Source organism: Methylacidimicrobium sp. B4, assembly GCF_017310545.1.
Taxonomy (GTDB): domain Bacteria; phylum Verrucomicrobiota; class Verrucomicrobiia; order Methylacidiphilales; family Methylacidiphilaceae; genus Methylacidimicrobium.
The window spans coordinates 1,131,147-1,149,973 of the sequence record NZ_CP066203.1 but is presented as its reverse complement, the minus strand read 5'-3'; the positions used below and the strand labels follow the sequence as shown (position 1 = coordinate 1,149,973).

Sequence of the window (18,827 nt, the reverse complement as noted above, 5' to 3'; positions counted from 1 at the left end):
AGCGGAGATGATTCGTCTGACGGTGGTCGGCGCCAAGGGGCGCATGGGGACGGCGGTTCTGGAGCAGGCGCGCATGGCGGGCGAATGGGAGATTGCGGGAGCGATCGATCAAGGGGATCCGCTCGCTCCGGCGCTCGCCGCGAGCGACGTCATCATCGACTTCAGCGCGCACGGCTTTTCTGCGGAGCTCGCGGAGGCGAGTGCCAAGGCGGGCAAGGCGCTCGTGATCGGGACAACCGGCCATCTGCCCGAGGAGGCCCTTCGGATGCGCCGGGCAGGTGAGAGGATTCCGATCGTCTGGGCGCCCAACTTTTCTACGGGGGTCAACCTGCTTTTCTACCTCGTGCGGAAGGCGGCCACGGTTCTCGGGGAGGAGTTCGATCCCGAGATCGTGGAAGCCCATCATCGGGCCAAACGCGACGCGCCCAGCGGAACCGCTCGCCGCTTGGCGGAAATTATCGCGGAGGTGCGCGGGGTCGCGCTCGAAAAGGCCGCGCGCCACGGAAGGGAGGGGGAGAGCGGTCTGCGGGAGGCGGGGGAGATCGGGATCCACGCGATTCGCGGCGGGCGGATCGTGGGACTCCATACCGTCCTCTTCGCGGGCCCAGGAGAAGTCGTGGAGCTTACGCACCGGGCCGAGACAAGGGATACCTTCGCCCTGGGCTCCCTTCGGGCGGCACGCTGGGCGGTGGGAAAGCCTCCCGGAATCTACTCGATGGAGGATGTTCTCGGGCTGGCCGAGAGATAGGGAGAAGAGGGCGTCTTTGGCTGGGAGAGGCCCGGCTTGCCAGGGCGGGCGAGGAGGGCTACTCTTGGACAGATTGATCGGAGGTAAATGTGAAACTTCGCTGCACTGTCGATCCTGTGGAAGCGTTGCGCCGAGGCATCGATGCGCCGGAGAGCACCGTCCTGGAGCTCAATCCGGCGGTCCTTTCGCCGGCGGAACGGGAGTGGCTTGCCGGTGCCCTCCAAAAGGGGGAGGGCGCTTCCCCGGACGCACCGGCCTTGTTGACCTTCCCGTATCCGATTCCCGCCCCTTCCGTGGAGGGCTTGCGAGAGGCGATCGCCTCTCGCCTCTCGAGTCATGCTCCCTCCCCGGAGCATGGGCTCACCACGCGGTTTGACGAGCCGCGCCAGCCGGGGGCGCATCCGGCGGCCCCGCCTCCCCCGGCGCCGACAGGCAACCCCGTCGGGGAGGTGGCGAAGGCGGCGGGCTTTATGGGTCTGGGCGCTCTCATGGGTGGGATGATCGATCGGGTCTTCGGTCCGCACCCGCAGCCGGTCGACGTGATCGTCGAGCCTGAGCAGCTTCGGGAGGGGTCCTGGGGCGAGGGACGCCCGCAACAGCCGCCCGCAGAGTCCTCGGCGCCCTCGTCCTGCTGCGACGATCGGGACGGAGGCGATGATTCTTCGGCGGATCCTTCGGCAGATCTGGCCTCCGACGATTCGAGCGACTTCGACGATTCGGGCGGAGACTACGATCTGGTCTAGCGGCGCGATCCCGGCCGCTTCCCTCCGTGCGGGGCGGGTCGATGTCCGAGTTGACCTTTGACGGAGGGAGAGCGATCCATGCGCCTCGTCGTCGCGGTAACCGGAGCCAGTGGTGCCGTCTATGCGCAGAGGCTCCTTTCGTTCCTGGAGGCCGGGGATCACGAGGTCCACGTGGTCGTCAGCGACTGCGCGCGTCAAGTGGCCAGAGAGGAGCTGGAGAAGGGCGGCCTCGCCATTCCTCCCCGGTTCTCGGTTCATGGTCAGCGCTCACTGGAGGCTCCGTTCTTGAGCGGGTCGAACCGTTTTTCGGCGATGATCATCATCCCCTGCTCGATGGGCACGGCGGGGCGGATCGCGCATGGCGTCTCGGAAGGGGCGATCGGGCGAGCGGCGGACGTCTTCCTCAAGGAACGGAGGCCTCTCCTCCTCGTTCCCCGGGAGACTCCGTGGAATTTGATCCATGCGCGGAACATGGTGACCCTCATCGAAGCGGGTGCGGTTGTGATTCCCGCCTGCCCTTCGTTCTACGGGAAGCCCCAGAGCGTTCTCGCTCTCGTGGACACCGTGGTCGCCCGTGTCCTCGACCACCTGCAGATCCCCCACGATCTGGCCGTCCGGTGGAAGGAGAAAAAAGCATGAGGACCGTCGGCTCTCCGGCAACGCGCCTGGCCAACCTTCTGGGGCTGATCAAGTTCAGTCACACGCTCTTTGCGCTCCCCTTTGCCCTGGCCGCCATGCTGGTCGCGGCCCGAGGGCTCCCCTCCGCGAAGGTTCTTTTGGGAATCCTGCTCTGCATGGTGGGCGCGCGGACCGCCGCCATGGCCTTCAACCGGTATGTCGATTGGGAGATCGACCGCCAGAATCCCCGGACGGTGGAGCGAAGCCGGCTGGCGAGTCGAGCGGAAACCCTGGCTCTCTGCCTCGCCGGGCTCGCCGTTTTCGGCGTCGGCCTCTTGTTCCTCAACGGGCTCTGCCGACTTTTCGCCCCGGTGGCGATCGCGGTCGTCCTCGGCTACTCCTACGCGAAGCGCTTCACCTCCCTTTGTCATGCCTTCCTGGGGCTCGCTCTCGCCCTGGCCCCGCTTGGAGCATGGGCAGCGGTACGAGGAGAGTTGACGAGCGTCGCTCCCTACCTGCTTGCGGCTTCGGTGCTCGCCTGGACCTTCGGGTTTGATCTGATCTACGCACTGCAGGATCAGGAGGTCGACCGCCGGCTCGGGCTCTACTCCTTTCCCGCCCGGTTCGGGACGGCCGCCACGCTTCGGGCGGCGCGCCTTCTTCACGGGTCCGCTTGGGTCGGATGGATCGCTTTCGGCTTGCAGGCGGGTCTTTCAGGAGCATATTGGTGGGCTTGCGCGATCTCCGGGGTGGCCCTCCTCTACGAACATCGCCTCTGTCGGGGTAAGGATGGGGAGAAGGATGGGCGAGCCCTGAACATGGCGTTTTTCGAAGTCAACGTGGCGGTGAGCTTGCTTCTTCTGCTGGGGGTTGTCGGGAGCCTATGGCTGTGACAGCCCTTTGGGATGCCTGTCGTAAGGCCGAGATCGCGGACATCGCTGAGCGGGTCGCCGCGGGGGAGAGGATCGACGAGGGGTGCGCCCTGCGGCTCTTCACCTGCCCGGATCCCAATGCGGTCGGCGCGCTGGCCGATCTGGTCTCCCGCCGCAAGAACGGGGTGCGCGGATCCTATCTCGTCAATCGCTATCTCAACTACTCCAACATCTGCCTTTTGAGCTGCCGCTTTTGCGCGTTCTACCGCCGCGCGGGCGAGCCGGGTGCCTTCCTCTATTCGGTCGAGGAGCTTGCCGAGCAGGCCGTGCAGTCATGGAGAAACGGGGCGGTCGAAGTGCACTGCGTGGGAGGCCTTCATCCCAAGCTGCCGTTTTCCTATTACCGGGATCTGATCTCCGCAATCAAGGAGCGTTGCCCCGGGATGATGGTCAAGGCATTCACCGCTGTGGAGATCCGCCACTTGGCGCATCGAATCGCCCGCCGCTCCATCCCGGAGGTTCTCGAGGATCTCGCCGCCTCGGGCCTCGATTCCCTCACGGGCGGTGGAGCCGAAATTTTCGATGCCGAGGTTCGAGATCAGATTTGTCGGGGGAAGGAGAGCGCCGAGGAGTGGCTCGAAGTTCATCGGATCTGGCACGGGATGGGGAAGAAGAGTACCGCTACGATGCTCTTCGGCCATGTGGAGACGCTGGCTCACCGCGTCGATCACCTGCGGCGCTTGCGCGAGCTGCAGCAGGAGACCCGGGGCTTTTGCGGCTTCGTCCCGTTTGCCTTCGAGCCGGCTAATACGAAGCTTTCCCACCTCCGGAGGGCGAGTCCCTTGGATACCCTGCGCACTCTCTCGGTCAGCCGCATCTATCTCGACAACGTCGACCACATCACCTCGTACTGGATCAGCTCGGGCCTGTCCCTGGGCCAGGTCGCCCTTTCGTTTGGAGCGGACGATCTCCATGGGACGATCGAGGAGGAAAAGATCTTTCACATGGCGGGCTCGAGGAGCCCTGTTTCGCAAACTGCCGACGCCCTCGCATCGGCGATCCGGGAGAGTGGTCGCGAGCCGGTGGCGCGGGACACCTACTACCGGTTTGCTTCGGTCACCCGCCCGGCCGGAGAAGCGGTCGGAGCGGGGTGCCCGAGCTCGATCGCGAATCCGGCGCCGGTTTGCTAGTCCAGATGACCGGTGATATGGTCTAGATCGATACTCAGACCAAAGGAGAACAAGACGATGGCGTTGACGCCGACCCAGTTTCCGGAAAGAAACAAGCACGCTCGAGGCAAGAAGAACGACTCCCCGCTGCGGGACCAGAAAGGCTCGGGAGACGGCAAATGGAAGGGGTTGGTCTTCTTCCTTCTGGTCGCCTTCGTCTTTTCCGCGCTGCTCTACTTCGTGGGCGCGGGGCCGACCCCGACGATCGAGGGCAAGACGCTGCCGCAGCTCGTCCGGCTCCTCGACCAGAAGCAAGTGAAGTCGATCGCCTTCGTCCGTGACACTTCGAACGGACAAACCTATCTGGAAGGGCGCTACGTCAAGCCCTCGCCCGACTCGCCGGGGGGGATGGCTCTCGTCCCGTTTCGAACGATCGTCGATCTCGATTTCAACCGGGATCTTCACGATCTTCTTGCCGCCAGGGGGTTCCCGGAGGTTGACATCCGGGTCGTCCATAATTTTTGGGGCCAGGCGCTGCTGAGCATCCTGCCCTTTCTGCTCTTCATCCTGGCTCTCTACTTGCTCTTCCGGCAGCAGATCCGGATGGCGGGGAAGACCGCCTTCAGCTTCGGGAAGAGCCGTGTGCGGCTCCTCTCCGGGGAAAAGACCAAGATTACCTTTCAGGACGTGGCAGGGATCGAGGAAGCCAAGCAGGAGGTGCAGGAGATCGTGGAGTTCCTCAAGGATCCGAAGCGGTTCCAGAAGCTGGGCGGACGGATTCCCAAGGGCGTCCTGATGGTCGGGCCTCCCGGAACGGGGAAGACTCTGCTCGCCAAGGCGATCGCGGGCGAGGCCGATGTGCCCTTCTTCAGCATCAGCGGCTCTGACTTTGTGGAGATGTTCGTCGGGGTGGGCGCTTCGCGGGTCCGGGACATGTTCGAGCAGTCCCGGCGCCATGCTCCCTGCATCGTCTTCATCGATGAGATCGATGCGGTGGGACGGAGCCGGGGCACCGGCTTGGGCGGAGGCCACGACGAGCGCGAGCAGACGCTCAACGCCTTGCTGGTCGAAATGGATGGGATCGAATCCCAGGAAGGGGTTATTGTCATCGCCGCGACCAACCGGAAGGACGTGCTCGATGCGGCTCTCCTCCGCCCCGGCCGGTTCGACCGGGAAGTGCGCGTCAACCTGCCGGACATTCGGGGACGCGAAGAGGTCCTCAAGGTCCACTCGACCAAGGTGAAGCTCTCGAATGAGGCCGATCTTCATTCCCTGGCCAGAGGCACCGCCGGCTTTTCAGGAGCGGAGCTCGCCAACTTGATCAACGAAGCGGCCCTCTTGGCGGCCGGAAGGGGGAAGGAGTCGATCGGGCAGCCGGAACTGGAAGAGGCTCGGGACAAGGTGCGCTGGGGGCGCGAGCGCAAGAGCTTGGCAATGAGCGAGGAGGAGAAGCGGATCACCGCCTTCCACGAGGCGGGCCATGCGCTCCTCAACGTGCTGCTGGAGCATACCGACCCGCTGCATAAGGTGAGCATCATTCCGCGGGGGCCGGCCCTAGGGGTCACGATGATGCTGCCGGCAAGCGATCGATACAACACGAGGAAGAAGGAGCTTCTCGACAGCCTCTGCGTTGCAATGGGGGGGCGAGTGGCGGAGGAGGTCTTCCTGGGCGACATCTCCAGTGGAGCGAGCGGTGACATCCGGCAGGCTACCTGGTATGCCCGCCGGATGGTGTGCGAGTGGGGCATGAGCGAGAAGCTGGGCATGGTCCACTATGCGGACGATCCGACCATGACTTTCCTGGGGCGGGACCTGGGCATGTCGAGGGCCTACAGCGAGGCGACCGCCGAAGCCATCGACGGGGAGGTCAAGCAGCTGATCCAGGATGCCTATCAGCGTGCGAAGGATCTGATCATTGCGAATCGCACGCAGGTGGAGGCGCTGGCGAAGGCGCTCCTCGACTACGAAACCTTGGATGCCCGGCAAGCGGAAGAGATTATCCGGACCGGACGCCTGGCTTCTCCCCCGCCGCGGCCGACCCCTCCCAGCAACGCCCTGCCAGCTGCTGCCGGAAACGTTGCCCCTGCTCCGGCCCCCGGAGAGAAGGCTGCGGGAGGTCTTTTGCCCGGGTTGGAAGGGTCGCCCGCCTGACGCGGGCGGCGTGCCGGGAGCCTTCATCTGCTCGCTGAGGAGGCGCTCGCGACGTTCCCGGCTTCGTCCTCCGCGCGGATGAAGAGGGTTTCCCCTTTTGCGAGGGCCGTTTCAAACTCCTCCTCTTCGGAATCGAGGATCCCGTCGAGCGGCGGAATCGGCAAGAATTCGCGGCCGTCGCGCGAAATCTGGACCGTTTGGATCCCGCTCGCGTCCTCGCTCACGCGGAAGCGGAGCTTTCCCTCCCCCGATGAGAGGATGCGGATGCGCGGCGGCGTATTGTCGACGAGGAACGAGCGGCTGTTGAGGGAGCCGGTGAGCCCCTCTCCCGGCGCATTGTCCCGAGCATCGGAAGCTTCGATCTTGAGGAGATAGCGGCCATCGGGCCATCCGGATGTGTCCCAGCTGAAGAGCTCCTCCTCCCAATCCTTGACGAGGAGATGCCACGAGCTTTCCTTTTCGTTTCGATAGAAGACCGAATAACGGAGGTCGTCGCCGTCCAGATCCTCCGCTTTCCAAACGGCGGTGCGGAGCCCGCGGGCTTCCTTCGCCTGATAGCGGGGAGGCATGGGAGGGAAGATGTCCATCGGCTCGGGCTTCTCTTCCTGGGCAAGCAGTTGATCGAGCGTGCGCGCCTGGAACGGAGTGGGAGGGGGCGGCAGCTCCGAGTAGGCGACTCCCGGCGGAAGAATTTGGAGCTTCTCGATCTTCGGGGGCAGGTTATAGGGCAAAAAGACCGCTTGGACGCGATTGACCGAGCTCCCCTGGGCCAGCCCGAGCTCGAACTGAAAATAGCGGCCCGGTGGGTTCTGGCAGCGGCCATCGGGAGCCGGAAGCCATTCGTACCAGGAGCCATCTGGCTTTGCGCTGTTCCCCGTTCGCGTCCGAACTTCTACCGCGCCCGTTTTTTCGACGAGCAAGCGCCCCCACCGGGCGAAATTCCCGGCGTCAAGGGGAGCGGAGCGGTAGAGACCTGCGGACCGGGGAGCTCCGCCCGCCAGAAAGACGCGAGCGGGGTTGCTGGCGCCCAGAAGGAGCTCTTGCGAGCGAGTGGCTACGGCAACCTGAACAGAGGGAGCGTCGATCTTGAGGAAACGATCGCTCCTCCCTTCCGGACTGATCCGGTAGAGATAACCGTCGCCGTTCGTCCCGGCCAAAAGGCCGAGCGGAGCCTGGAGGAGAGAGAAGAGGACCTCGCGACTCCCCCAAATCGTCCGGGGAACGAGGGATCGATCGATCATCCAGATCTGGGAGAGAGGCGCGGGCGCAGCAATCTTGATCATCCCAAGCGGGAGCCCACGGCCCGGTTCCCGCTGCGGCTCTTCGAATTCGGCAGCTTCCGGGGGAGATGTGCCGAGGTCGGTTGCAGCGGCGCCGGGCTCCGGGGAGCTCCCCGGAGCCCGGGGAGCATGGCGGATCCCGACGGCGGAAAAGAAGACGGAGCCGTCGGAGGAGACGACGATCTGGTTGACCTCTTCTCTCTCGCTGTCGGCAAGAGCTACGGCCCGTCCCCCGGGCAGGACGCGGAGAAGAAGCCCGCGCGGCGCGCTGCCTGCGAGCAGCACTCCCGGTCTTTCCCAAGCGAGGCAGCGGACATGCGTCTCCCCGGTGGTGCAGAAGAGGCTTCCCTTTTGCGGCCCCTCGACGCGATAGATCTTCCCGCCGGTGCCGGTTCCGGCATAGAGGATGCCGTCACGATCGAAAAGAAGCGACCAGATGTACTTTTCCTTGGGATCGAAGTAGACGACCGGCGCCCCTTTCTCGGGGACGAGGTAGATCTTGCCATTGGGGGATGTCGCCGCAAAAAGCTCACCCTTTGGGCCGCGGGCCATCGCGTAGAGCTGGTGCTCGCGGAAGGATGCCAGAAGCGTCGCCTCCCGATGTTGTCCGATGCGGAAGATCTTTGCCTCGGGAGAGGTGGCCACGAGCACCGACCCGCCGCCTTCCGGGAGAATCGTCCAAAGCTGGTCGGCGGGCAGCCTCGCCATCAGCTCGACCGAGGGTGCGGGCTGCAGGAGGCCCGCATCGCAGACAGTCACGCCCTCGGCGGTGCCCAGCGCAAAGTCCGAATAAGTGTCGAGGACGATCCGCTGCGGATGAATGGCGAAGCCCTGCCCGGCGCAGACAAGCCACGCTAGGGCGGTGGCAAACCGGGGGAGAGTCTTGCGACGGAAGAGGGGCGGCAAAAGGAACCCCTTACGGCATCGGCTTTGGCGTCGAGAGGGAAGAGGGGGGCAGCGTCGGGGGCGAGACGACGAAGGCGGGATCCGCCGAGAGGGCGTGCAGGAAGGCTGCGATGTTCTTGACCTCCGCCTCCGAAAGCGTGCGGCCCAATTGCGCATAGGCCATCGTCTTGACGGCTTCTTCCAGGCTCCAGACCGAGCCGTCGTTGAAATAGGGGGCGGTCAGGGCGACGTTGCGAAGCGATGGTACCTTGAAGACATATTTGTCCGCGTCGTTCTTGGTTACCTCATACCTCCCCAAGTCCTTGAGCCAATCTGGCTTGTGGATTACGCCGAATTTCTGAAAGCTTCCTCCGCCGACTCCGACTCCGTTGTGGCAGGTAGTGCAGCCGACGCTCACGAAGGTGCTTAGCCCCTGACGTTCCTGCTCGCTGAGGGCGGAGGCGTTACCGGCGATGTACTGGTCAAAGCGAGAGGGGGTCAGCAGGGTCCGCTCGAACGCGGCAATGGCCTTCGCGGTGTTGTCGTAGGTGAGAGGCTCCTTCTCTTCCGGGAAGGCCTTGTGAAAGGCATCGACATATTCCGGAATGCTCTTGAGCCGCTGCAGGACCAGCTCTTTCGTCGCCGCCATCTCCTTGGGATTGAGGATCGGGCCCTTGGCCTGCTCCTCCACATCCTTGGCCCGGCCGTCCCAGAATTGCGTAAACTCCAAGGCGGCGTTCAGGACGGTAGGGGCATTACGAGGGCCGAGCTGCCAGCGGTAGCCAAGCGAGGTGGAGAGTCCGTCGACTCCGGCCATGGTCAGGTCATGGCAGCTGGCGCAACTGATCGAGCTGCTCTTGGAGAGCCGCCGGTCGAAATAGAGCGACTTTCCCAAGGCGACCTTTTCCGGAGTCACGGGGTTCTGCGGATTTTCTGCCACGTGGGGCAGCACGCCGAAGATCTGCTTGGCCTGATCGGGATCGACCGTTTGCCCGATTACCGAGCCGACGATGTACTGATGGGTCAAAACGAAAGCACAAAGAATCAGACGCTTCCCGTTCATCCTGTCCTCCGTATCGAGCACTTCGAGAGCTCCCCGCACCCGGGGATTCTCCTGGTCTGCGATCGTTCGCAACCCGCAGTGCTTATTGTTTACCGACTTCCGCCGAAGGCCGTCAAGCGCCGCCCTTCACCGCACGTCGATTCGGACAAGCTGCTCGCCGTTGACGACTCCCGGGACCGAAAGGGACTGCTCGGACCAGACCAGCTCGTTCCAGGGATCGGCCTGCTTGGAAGAGGTGGAGGGAGAAAGGGTCGCCCGAACCGTCGGGGGGAGGGCGGGCAGGTCGCTGGCTTCCGAGACGAGCCCCGAGGATTCGGTGATCGCTTGCACGTAGAGCGTGTCGTTCGGATGCTGGTCGTTGAGCAAGGCGATGAGCTCCTCGGCGCTTTCTGCCGAGGGAACCTTGCGCAGAAGGGCCCGCATGTCGAGCGCGTGTCCGGACGCGATGCGGATCGCCACGGGCTGATCGTGGAGTCCCTCCGGGAGGCGGAGCGGCACTCTCCGCGTGAGTCGGCGGCCATGTCGCTCCTGTAGGACCACGTTGACCCAGATCGTTCCTCCGGAAGGAGATCGCGGGTTGTCCACCGAGGCTCTTTCGATTCCCCAGTTCGCTTCCTCCTCCGTAGACGCGGTCTTCAGCTCGAGCGACTCGACGACCGGCTCGACCCAAGGCTGTTGAAAGAGCAGCTGCAGCGGCTGCACCATTTCGAGGATCGCCGTCGCCAGATCTCCGTCTTCGCCGGAGTAGATCCCTCGCAGATGGAGTGCGGGGAGGTTGCGAAAATGGACCAGGCCGTCTACCGAGAGGGTGAAGCTGCGGCCGAAGCTGTCGGTCGCCGAAAAGATCTGGCCCATGGCGAGGTTCACCAGGAGTGGGGTCAAGAGCGGATGCGAGACAAACTCTCCCCGCAGCACGGGCAATGGGCGGCCCCGGTGGAGGCGCTCGATCCGATAGGACGCCAGCCTCGGCATCTGCCCGACCTCCCCTCCGATGGCGGAAAGCCGGTCTTCCAGGATCGTCCCGACGACTCTTCCCACGTTGGTGAGCTTGTAGGGCGTCTCATAGCTCGGCACGGTCGTCACCACCTCTGCTGCAGCCATGGGGAGATCGCTCTTGCCGAAACCGAACATCGGGTGACCGAAGGCGAGGACCCGATTGCCGTTGCGCCAGGTGAGGGTCCCGGTTCCCGAGATGTTGATGTCTCCTGTCATCATGACTGCGGCCAGCGGCGCCCCCGGCTCCAAGGCGGAGCCGCCGCCCGCGACGGTCGTCGTCCCCCCGCCCGGCACGGCGAGCACCGGCGTTCCCCGGAGGCCGATCGCTTCCAGGAAGCGGGACACTACCTTCGGGTTGAGACCTCCAACCGAGAGCGGGATCCCCAAATAGTCGGCGCGGAGCGCCAGACCCCGCAGGGGAAGCGGTCCCGCCCAGTGCCAGGCGTCGTGCAATGGGGTCGGCAAGGGACGGACGGGCTCCGGAGCCGGCTCCTGCTCGACACGCAACATGTCCTCAATCGGGGTAAAGCCGCAATGGCCGTCCTTCTCAAAAGAGGCAATCCGCCGCGAAAGCGCGCCCACGAGCTTGCCATCAATGTAGAGAGGACTCCCGCTCATGCCATGCACCGCGCCCGTCGTTGCCGTCTTGGAATCGACAAGCTTGGCAATGATCAAGTCAAGCCCCGGGCCGACGAAATCCTTGGCAATGCCCAGGATTTCAGTCTGGAGCGGTTCGATCTTGTTGCCTTGCAGGACCGTGTAGGTGAGGCCGCGCATGCCCGGACGGAGCTGGCTCTTAGGGAAGAGCGATTCCTGCGGACCGGTCGCCGGGGCTCTCATGGCAAGGCCCAGCCAGAAAAGCGGGAGAAGGAGAGCGGGAAGGAACCGATGCTTCATTGGGATTCTTCCAGGGCTTGGTCGACCGCGGCGACCGTCATCTCGATCTCCTTCTCTGAGTGCGCGGTGGAGAGAAAGCAGCTTTCGAAGGGGGAAGGTGGGAAAAAGACCCCTTGACGGAGCAGCGAGTGGAAAAAGCGCGCGAATCGCTTCCGATCGCTCCCCATCGCCTGCTCGAGCGAGAAGACTGGGCCTTCGGCGAAGAAGAGGCAGAAGAGAGAGGCTACTCGCTGAAACTGCACGCACCTCTCCCCCCGGCGCCGCAGAAGCTCCTGGATTTCCGTCTCGAGGATCGTCCCCAGCCGCTCGAGCCGGTCGTGGGCCCCGCTGCTCTCCATCTCCTCGATCTGCGCGAGGCCCGCGGCCATGGCCAGCGGGTTCCCGCTCAGGGTGCCGGCCTGATAGACGTCGCCCTCCGGGGCCAGCCGGTCGAGGATGTCCGCCCTGCCACCCAGGGCGGCCGCGGGCAGGCCGCCGCCCATGATCTTGCCGAAAATCGTGAGGTCGGGCCGAATCGCAAAGCGTTCCTGGGCTCCCCCCATGCCCAGGCGGAAGCCGGTGATCACCTCGTCGAAAATAAGCAGCACGCCATATCGGGCGCACAGCTCCCTGACCCGCTCAAGGAATCCGTCCCGGGGCGGGAGAAGCCCCGCGTTGGCCGGGACCGGCTCCAGGATGACCGCGGCGAGCCGATCGCCTTCCCGGGCAAAGAGATCACTTGCGGCCGCGCTATCGTTCCACGGCAGGACGAGCGTGAGCTCCGCCACCGCCCGGGGAATGCCGGCGCTATCGGGCTCTCCGTGCGTGAGGGCTCCGGACCCCGCCTTCACCAAAAGGGAATCGCTGTGCCCATGGTAGCAGCCGGCAAACTTGAGGATCTTCTCGCGGCCGGTGAAGCCGCGAGCCAAGCGGATTGCAGTCATGCAGGCTTCGGTTCCGCTCGAGGTCATGCGCAGCTTTTCAATCGAGGGGACCGCAGCGCGAATCTTTTCTCCGAGCCGGACCTCCCGCGCGCTCGGAATCCCGAAGCTCGTTCCTTCGGCGATCGCCTCCCGGAGGGCGGCCTGGATCGCGGGATGAGCGTGGCCGAGCGGGAGCGCTCCCCAGGAGCAGACATAATCGATATAAGGACGGCCGTCCTCGTCCCAAAGGGTCGCCCCTTCCGCGCGCCGCACGAAAAAGGGCTCCCCCCCTACGGAGCCAAAGGACCGGACCGGGGAGTTCACCCCTCCGGGGAAAAGAGCCTGCGCCTCTTGCCAGAGGCTCGCGGATGAACGACGCTCCACCTTGGAGAGAGTCTACTGGACGGAGGGGCCTTGCGCAACGCGCGGATCGTCTGGCGGCGACCGGAAGGCGCGGCCTCCGGGCCGGGTTGCTCCCCGGCTTGGCGAGTCCCTCCGGTCGCAGTATGCTCGCGCGAGGAGGCTTCCCATGACAAAGGACGAGGCTACTGCCGCGCTCGAGGAGATTGCGACGCTGCTCGAGCTGCGGGGGGAAAATCCCTTCAAATCCCGTGCCTACCGAGCTGCGGCGCGGGCCATCGATTCGCTCTCAGAAGATTTCGAGTCGTTGGTTCGGGAAGGAAAGCTCGACCAGCTCAAGGGTGTCGGGGAGGGGATCCGGGCCAAGCTCCAGGAGATGGTCGACACGGGTCGGTCGGGTTATCTCGAAGAGCTCAAGCGCTCGTTCCCGCCGGGGGTGGTTGCACTTCTCGACATTCCCGGGCTTGGACCCAAGAAAGTGAAGATTCTGTGGGAGAAACTGGGGATTCGAGATCTGGTCGAGCTCGAAGCTGCCTGCCGCGGCCACCAGGTCGGCACGCTTCCGGGCTTCGGGTCGAAGACCGAGGAGAACATCCTTGCGGGGATCGAGCAGCGCCGCGCCTACGCTTCCTACCATCGGTATGGGGACCTGATCGGGCTGGCCGAGCAGCTCGTCGAGCAGCTTCGATCCGATCCGGAGGTGGTTCGCGTGAGCATGGGGGGAAGCTTCCGGCGGGGCAAGGAGATCGTCCGGGATCTCGATCTGATCTGCTCTTCGGCCATGCCGGCATCGGTGATGGAGGCATTCGTCTCGTCCCCCGGGGTGCAGCGCATCGTCAATCACGGGGAGACCAAATCGAGCGTCGTCCTGGAAGGCGGGCTCGCCTGCGATCTCCGTGTCGTGCCCGAGGAGGACTATCCGTACGCCCTCCTCCATTTCACCGGGAGCAAGGAGCACAATATCGCCCTGCGGCAGCGCGCGATCGCGCAGGGGAAGAAGCTCTCGGAGTGGGGGCTCTTTCATGAGAGCCGAGGCCACTTTTCTGAGGGCTCGGAGGACGCCCTCCCCGACCAGGAAGCACCGGGAGAACGGATCCTCTGTCGGGACGAAGCGGAGATCTACGCCCAGCTCGGGCTCGCCTACATCCCCCCCGAGCTGCGGGAGAACCTGGGCGAGATCGAAGCGGCCGCGAACGACCGGATTCCTCGCTTGGTGGAGTGGACCGATCTGCGGGGGACCTTTCACTGCCATACCACGGAGAGCGACGGGCATAGCACCCTCGATGCGATGGCCGAGGCGGCGCAGGATCTGGGCCTCGAATACCTGGGAATCGCCGATCATTCGAAGTCCTCATTCCAGGCGGGCGGCCTCGACGAGGCCAGGGTAGAGCGCCAGCAGGAGGAGATTCGCAAGCGCAACCAGACCTTTCGCGGCTTTCGGCTTCTTTCCGGCACGGAGTGCGACATTCTGCGTGACGGTCGGCTCGACTTCTCCGACTCGGTGCTGGCGACCTTTGATTACGTCGTGGCTTCGGTGCATGCCGGGTTTTCCGGGAGCGAGGAGGAGATGACCCGCCGGATCATCCGGGCCATGGAAAACCCCTATGTCACCATGCTGGGCCATCCCACTGGACGGCTCCTCTTGATGCGGAAGGCCTATCCCGTCAATCTGGAAAAGATCATCGACTGCGCGGCTGAGACGGGGACCTGGATCGAGCTCAATGCGCAGCCACTCCGGCTCGATCTCGATTGGCGATGGTGGCACGCGGCGAGGGACAAGGGAGTACGCTGCGTCATCAATCCGGATGCACACCATGTCCGTGAGCTCGGGTTCGTTCGCATTGGCGTAAACATTGCGAGGAAGGGTTGGCTTCGCCGGGAAGACGTGATAAATACACTCTCGCTGAAGCTCGTAGAAGGAGCGTTGAGAAAAAAGCGGGGAGGCGGCGGCTGACGGAGTGGAGATCTTCGCTTCCAGAAAATCGTCCCCCTCCGCTCCTGGAACGCAGGCAGCAACCGGTCGACCCCCGGGTCGCGCGGTCTCCCTCATTTCCGATTCGCGTGCCTTCGCAGCGGGAGCGGTCCCCAGCGGGAAGGGAGTAACGACGCCGCCCACGGCTGCGCGATGGGTGACTTCCCTCCGGTCGATCGAGCTCTCCTCGCAAAGGCCGTCCATCATGGGGATCATCAACCTGACCCCCGATTCGTTTTCCGACGGGGGCCGGCTGCTCTCCGTGCGGGAGGTGGTGGATGAAGCCCTGCGCATGGAGCAACTCGGGATCGATCTGGTGGATTTCGGCGCCGAGTCGACGCGGCCCGGGGCGGATCCCGTCTCGGAGAGGGAGGAGCTGCGCCGGCTCCTCCCCGCCTTGCGCAAGGTCGCTGGGCGGCTCGCAATCCCGATCTCTGTCGATACCTACAAGGGCGGTGTGGCCCGGGCGGCCCTTTCGGAAGGGGCCGAGATCATCAACGATGTGTCGGGCGGCAAATGGGACACCGGAGTCTGGGAGGCGGTGAAGGAGTCGGGTGCCGGCTATGTTCTGGTCCACTCCCGGGGAATGCCCAAGACGATGCGGGCGGATGCCGTTTACGGCGACGTCGTCCGCGAGGTCAAGGATGAGCTGATGGCCCGCTTGGCCCAGGCCATCGAAGCCGGCATCCCCAGGGAACGGATCCTTTGCGACGTCGGCTTTGGCTTTGCCAAGACGGGGGAGCAGAACCGGCGGTTGCTTCGTGATCTCTGCCTGTTCGCCGAGATAGGACGGCCGCTGCTGGTGGGAGTTTCCCGGAAGAGCTTTCTTCGGGAGCTGGTCGGCGAGAAAGGCCAGGATGCGGCAAGCCTCGCGGCGGCGATTCTCGCCTCGAGTCGTGGTGCCGCGGTTTGGCGCGTGCATGACGTGGACCGGGCCGTCGCCGCCCGGGGGATTTTCACCGCCCTGGAGGGAGATCTCCCGTGAAGGCTCTCGGTCAGCCTCTCTCCTGGACGGTAGAGATCCTGATCATCGCCATCGTCATCTATCAGGTCTGGAAGCTCCTCCAGGGGACGCGCGGGGTGCAGGTGCTGACCGGACTGCTGATCGTGCTCGTGGTCCTCACCCTCTTCTCCGCCGTTCTCCACTTGCGGGTGGTCACCGAGCTCATCCGGCTCTTTTCTCCGTCCTTCTTTGTGGCGCTGGTCGTGCTCTTTCAGCCTGAGCTCCGTCAGGTGCTCGCGGAAGTGGGGCGCCGGAGCGTGACCACCTCCGGCAGGCAGCAGCAAGCGGAGGTGATCGAGCACATCGTCAATGCGGCCGAAATTTGCCAGCGCGAGCGGTTTGGAGCGCTCATCTCCCTGGAGCGGGAAGATCTCTACCGTCCCGCCCGCGACACGGGGACCCTTCTGGACGCCAAGCTGAGCGCAGACCTCCTTGTGACGACCTTCTACCCGCGCACGCCCCTTCATGACGGAGGGGCGGTGATCCGGGACAATCGCCTGGTTGTGGCGGCGGCGGTCTTCCCGCTGAGCGAAACCGAGCGGCTCGAACGGCCACTGGGTCTGCGCCATCGGGCGGCCTTGGGCTTGAGCGAGATGACCGACGCTGTGGTCGTCGTGGTCTCGGAGGAGACGGGCGTCATCTCCATTGCGCTCGAGGGAAAGCTGGAGCGACACTTCGACCCGGACCGCCTGCGTGCACGGTTGACGGAGATCCTGATTTAGCCAGACAATGCGCGAGCAGATGGGGACTTGGCCATGAGCCGGCTGCTGGAGAATTGGAAACAGAAGGTGATTTCTCTGGTTCTTGCGATCGCCGTGTGGGCGATTCTCCGAGAATCGATTGAACCCGGTTCGATCGACCAGATTCTCTCCTCGCTAGGCTTGGCAAAGTAGCCCGGGAGCAGCGGATGAGGCAACCAACGCAGCCACTGTTTGGAACCGACGGCATTCGGGGAAGGGCGAATCGTCATCCGCTGACCCCGACGGTTGCCGTCGCGGTGGGAGCGATCGCCGCCTCCTTTCTGGCAGCAGGGGAAAAAAGAAAGATCGTCGTCGGGCGCGACCCACGAATTTCGAGCGAGATGCTCGAATCGGCCCTGGTCTCGGGGATTCTTTCCGCCGGCGTGGATGCGGTCTGTCTGGGCGTGCTGCCCACTCCAGCGGTGGGCGATCTAGCCCGGTCCCTCGGAGCTGCGGGGGGGGTCATGATCAGCGCCTCGCACAACCCGTTTCCGGACAACGGGATCAAGCTTTTTGGCCCCGACGGGGCCAAGCTTCCGGAAGAGGTCGAGCGGGAGATTGCCTGCCGGCTTTCCGATTATCCCTGGCTTTCTTTTCAGGGGCCCGCCGGTTCGCGGGTGGGGCGGCTCGAGCCCCTTCCGCAGGCCCGGGATCTCTACCTCGATTCACTGCAGCGCCATTGGCCGGCTGGCGGAGATATTTCCCGGCTTCGGATCGTCGTCGACGGGGCCAACGGAGCCGCGTCGCACTTGGTTGCCCCGCTCTTCGCCCGCCTGGGAGGGAAGCCGTTTGTCTTCTCCGCGAGCCCCAACGGGATCAACATCAATCTCGATTGCGGCAGCATGCATCCGGAAAAACTCTCCGGGCTCGTCCGGATGGCCGACGCGGACCTCGGCTTGGCCCTCGATGGGGACGGAGATCGGCTGCTCTGTTGCGACCATGAGGGCGAAGTTCTCGACGGCGACGACCTCTTGGCCATCCTGGCTCTCGACTATCATCGCCGGCAGGTTCTTGCCCATGAGACGGTGGCGGCTACGGTCATGAGCAATCTTGGGCTCGATCGGATGCTGCAGGAGGTCGGGATCCGGGTCGTGCGAACACCGGTTGGGGATCGGCATGTCGCGGCGGCCATGCGCGCCCGCGGGCTCAATCTCGGCGGAGAGCAATCGGGGCATATTTTGCTCCTGGACCAGGCTTCGAGCGCCGACGGACTGCGCGCGGGGCTCGAAATTCTCCGGATCGTCTCGACCACGGGCAGCCCGCTTGCGGAGCTCCGCCGCTGCTTGCGGAAATATCCTCAGCGGCAGGTCAACTGGGTGGTCCGCGAGAAGAGGCCGCTCGAGAACATGCCGAGGGTGGCAGAGACGGTCGACGAGGCCGAGCGTGCCTTGGGAGCGCAGGGACGAATCCTTCTCCGCTATTCCGGAACCGAACCGAAGATCCGTCTCCTGATCGAGGGGCCCGAGCCGGACGTCTTGGAAAAGTGGGAAGAGCGGCTGCTTCTCGCCCTCCGTCGCGAGGAAATTTTAGTTTCCTAGGTGGGAGGCCAAGCCGGGTGTGCGGGGACAGCGGGCTCCGGTGCCCGAGGGTACGGTGCGCGCTTCCGGGGGAAGCGCTTCTCCGCGGCGAATGTTGATCAACGTGCGCGAGGAGCTCTCCTTCTTCGGGTCGAAGGAGGAAACCTGCATTTCCTTGATCACATAGGCTTCCCCGATCCTCTGGACGCCGTTGACTTCCAGGCGTTTGATCAGCTCGCCCGCCCCGTTGTACCCGTCGGCTCGCAAGAGCGCGTAATACTCCGCGGCGATCCAGTAGCGCACCTTGGTATAGGCGCTCGTGCCCGGAGGCGGAACGGCATCGAAGGCCCAGGCGGTCAACGTCTTGATATGATCGGTCCCCAGAGGGCGGATCCGTTCCCACCGCATGAAGTCGAGGCAGAGATCCTCATAGGTGATATCGGTGTCAAGAATCGGGCTCATCCGTGCCCGGCCGGAAACGGGTTGCCAGGGCTCCCGCTTCTGTCTGCGCCGCTCGACGATGCTTTGCTCCGGCTGAATCTCGACGCGAATCTGGAACGGGGGATTCTCAAAATCGTAAATCATCTTGCGGTCGTGAAGGATGAGCTGGATCGGGTAACTCTCCCGCTCCGACTCGATCACCCCGTGCAGAGCGAAGTCCTGGAGGCGGAAGTTCTTCCAGAAGCGCCCCTGCAGAAATTCGATCGGCGGGCCGGGTTTGGCGGGATCGGGTGTTGAGCGGGCAGGCGAAATCAGTGCGAAGAGCCAAAAGGCACCGGCCAGGGCCAAGGCGGCTTTGGCACTCGAGCGGGACCAGCGCGAGGATCGATTCGAGTCAGCAGTGCGTCTCATGCAAGCGAACCGCCATAACCTAGACCCGACTCCGCCATTTTTCCAAAGAGAAAGCGCGG

Annotated in this window: 16 protein-coding genes; 11 read left to right on the top strand and 5 right to left on the bottom strand. The window is 64.4% G+C overall.

Annotated elements, in window-relative coordinates:
* Positions 1–7: 7 nt before the first annotated feature.
* The 6 genes from dapB to ftsH all read left to right on the top strand — a co-directional run bounded on the left by dapB (position 8) and on the right by ftsH (position 6,301).
* Positions 8–748: a 4-hydroxy-tetrahydrodipicolinate reductase gene (dapB, locus tag MacB4_RS05565; protein ID WP_206864843.1), complete on the top strand. Its 741-nt coding sequence runs from the start codon at positions 8–10 to the stop codon at positions 746–748.
* Between the two features lie 89 nt (positions 749–837).
* Positions 838–1,491 (top strand): hypothetical protein, encoded by a 654-nt coding sequence (locus tag MacB4_RS05560; protein WP_206864842.1) that lies wholly within the window; start codon positions 838–840, stop codon positions 1,489–1,491.
* A gap of 78 nt (positions 1,492–1,569) precedes the next feature.
* A complete protein-coding gene (locus MacB4_RS05555; RefSeq protein ID WP_206864841.1) occupies positions 1,570–2,130 on the top strand; it encodes a UbiX family flavin prenyltransferase in 561 nt (186 codons plus the stop codon).
* Positions 2,127–3,002, top strand: a complete 876-nt coding sequence (locus MacB4_RS05550; protein ID WP_206864840.1) for a UbiA-like polyprenyltransferase — start codon at positions 2,127–2,129, stop codon at positions 3,000–3,002. The genes MacB4_RS05555 and MacB4_RS05550 overlap by 4 nt, the downstream gene beginning before the upstream one ends.
* Positions 2,993–4,171 carry an aminofutalosine synthase MqnE gene (gene mqnE / locus MacB4_RS05545; RefSeq protein WP_206864839.1) on the top strand — a complete coding sequence of 393 codons (1,179 nt, stop codon included), beginning with the start codon at positions 2,993–2,995 and terminating at the stop codon, positions 4,169–4,171. The genes MacB4_RS05550 and mqnE overlap by 10 nt, the downstream gene beginning before the upstream one ends.
* Before the next feature lie 57 nt (positions 4,172–4,228).
* Positions 4,229–6,301, top strand: coding sequence for an ATP-dependent zinc metalloprotease FtsH (gene ftsH, locus MacB4_RS05540; protein ID WP_206864838.1), 2,073 nt, complete (start codon positions 4,229–4,231; stop codon positions 6,299–6,301).
* 23 nt (positions 6,302–6,324) lie between these two features.
* Here ftsH and MacB4_RS05535 read toward each other — a convergent pair whose 3' ends face one another.
* From MacB4_RS05535 to hemL, 4 genes are all read right to left on the bottom strand, one after another.
* The gene (locus MacB4_RS05535) at positions 6,325–8,487 is read right to left on the bottom strand and encodes a WD40 repeat domain-containing protein (protein ID WP_206864837.1); all 2,163 of its coding nucleotides are present in this window, start codon (positions 8,485–8,487) and stop codon (positions 6,325–6,327) included.
* A gap of 10 nt (positions 8,488–8,497) precedes the next feature.
* Positions 8,498–9,529: a cytochrome-c peroxidase gene (locus MacB4_RS05530; protein WP_206864836.1), complete on the bottom strand. Its 1,032-nt coding sequence runs from the start codon at positions 9,527–9,529 to the stop codon at positions 8,498–8,500.
* A 126-nt stretch (positions 9,530–9,655) separates the two neighbouring features.
* Positions 9,656–11,422 (bottom strand): SpoIVB peptidase S55 domain-containing protein, encoded by a 1,767-nt coding sequence (locus tag MacB4_RS05525; protein ID WP_242529357.1) that lies wholly within the window; start codon positions 11,420–11,422, stop codon positions 9,656–9,658.
* A complete protein-coding gene (gene hemL / locus MacB4_RS05520) occupies positions 11,419–12,708 on the bottom strand; it encodes a glutamate-1-semialdehyde 2,1-aminomutase (protein ID WP_206864835.1) in 1,290 nt (429 codons plus the stop codon). The genes MacB4_RS05525 and hemL overlap by 4 nt, the downstream gene beginning before the upstream one ends.
* A gap of 145 nt (positions 12,709–12,853) precedes the next feature.
* Here hemL and polX point away from each other — a divergent pair, with 145 nt between their 5' ends.
* The 5 genes from polX to glmM all read left to right on the top strand — a co-directional run bounded on the left by polX (position 12,854) and on the right by glmM (position 17,937).
* Positions 12,854–14,638, top strand: coding sequence for a DNA polymerase/3'-5' exonuclease PolX (gene polX, locus MacB4_RS05515; RefSeq protein ID WP_206864834.1), 1,785 nt, complete (start codon positions 12,854–12,856; stop codon positions 14,636–14,638).
* Between the two features lie 175 nt (positions 14,639–14,813).
* Positions 14,814–15,641, top strand: a complete 828-nt coding sequence (folP, locus tag MacB4_RS05510) for a dihydropteroate synthase (RefSeq protein ID WP_242529355.1) — start codon at positions 14,814–14,816, stop codon at positions 15,639–15,641.
* Positions 15,638–16,381: a diadenylate cyclase CdaA gene (gene cdaA, locus MacB4_RS05505; protein WP_206864832.1), complete on the top strand. Its 744-nt coding sequence runs from the start codon at positions 15,638–15,640 to the stop codon at positions 16,379–16,381. The genes folP and cdaA overlap by 4 nt, the downstream gene beginning before the upstream one ends.
* Positions 16,382–16,414: 33 nt before the next feature.
* The gene (locus MacB4_RS05500) at positions 16,415–16,552 is read left to right on the top strand and encodes a hypothetical protein (protein ID WP_177316926.1); all 138 of its coding nucleotides are present in this window, start codon (positions 16,415–16,417) and stop codon (positions 16,550–16,552) included.
* A 14-nt stretch (positions 16,553–16,566) separates the two neighbouring features.
* Complete coding sequence (gene glmM / locus MacB4_RS05495) at positions 16,567–17,937, top strand: phosphoglucosamine mutase (RefSeq protein ID WP_206864831.1); 1,371 nt, start codon at positions 16,567–16,569, stop codon at positions 17,935–17,937.
* On the opposite strand, the gene MacB4_RS05490 is transcribed toward glmM, so the two are convergent.
* On the bottom strand, positions 17,926–18,768 hold the full coding sequence (locus MacB4_RS05490) for an outer membrane lipoprotein-sorting protein (RefSeq protein ID WP_206864830.1): 843 nt from the start codon (positions 18,766–18,768) through the stop codon (positions 17,926–17,928). The two genes, glmM and MacB4_RS05490, sit on opposite strands and share 12 nt — an antisense overlap.
* Positions 18,769–18,827 lie beyond the last annotated feature (59 nt).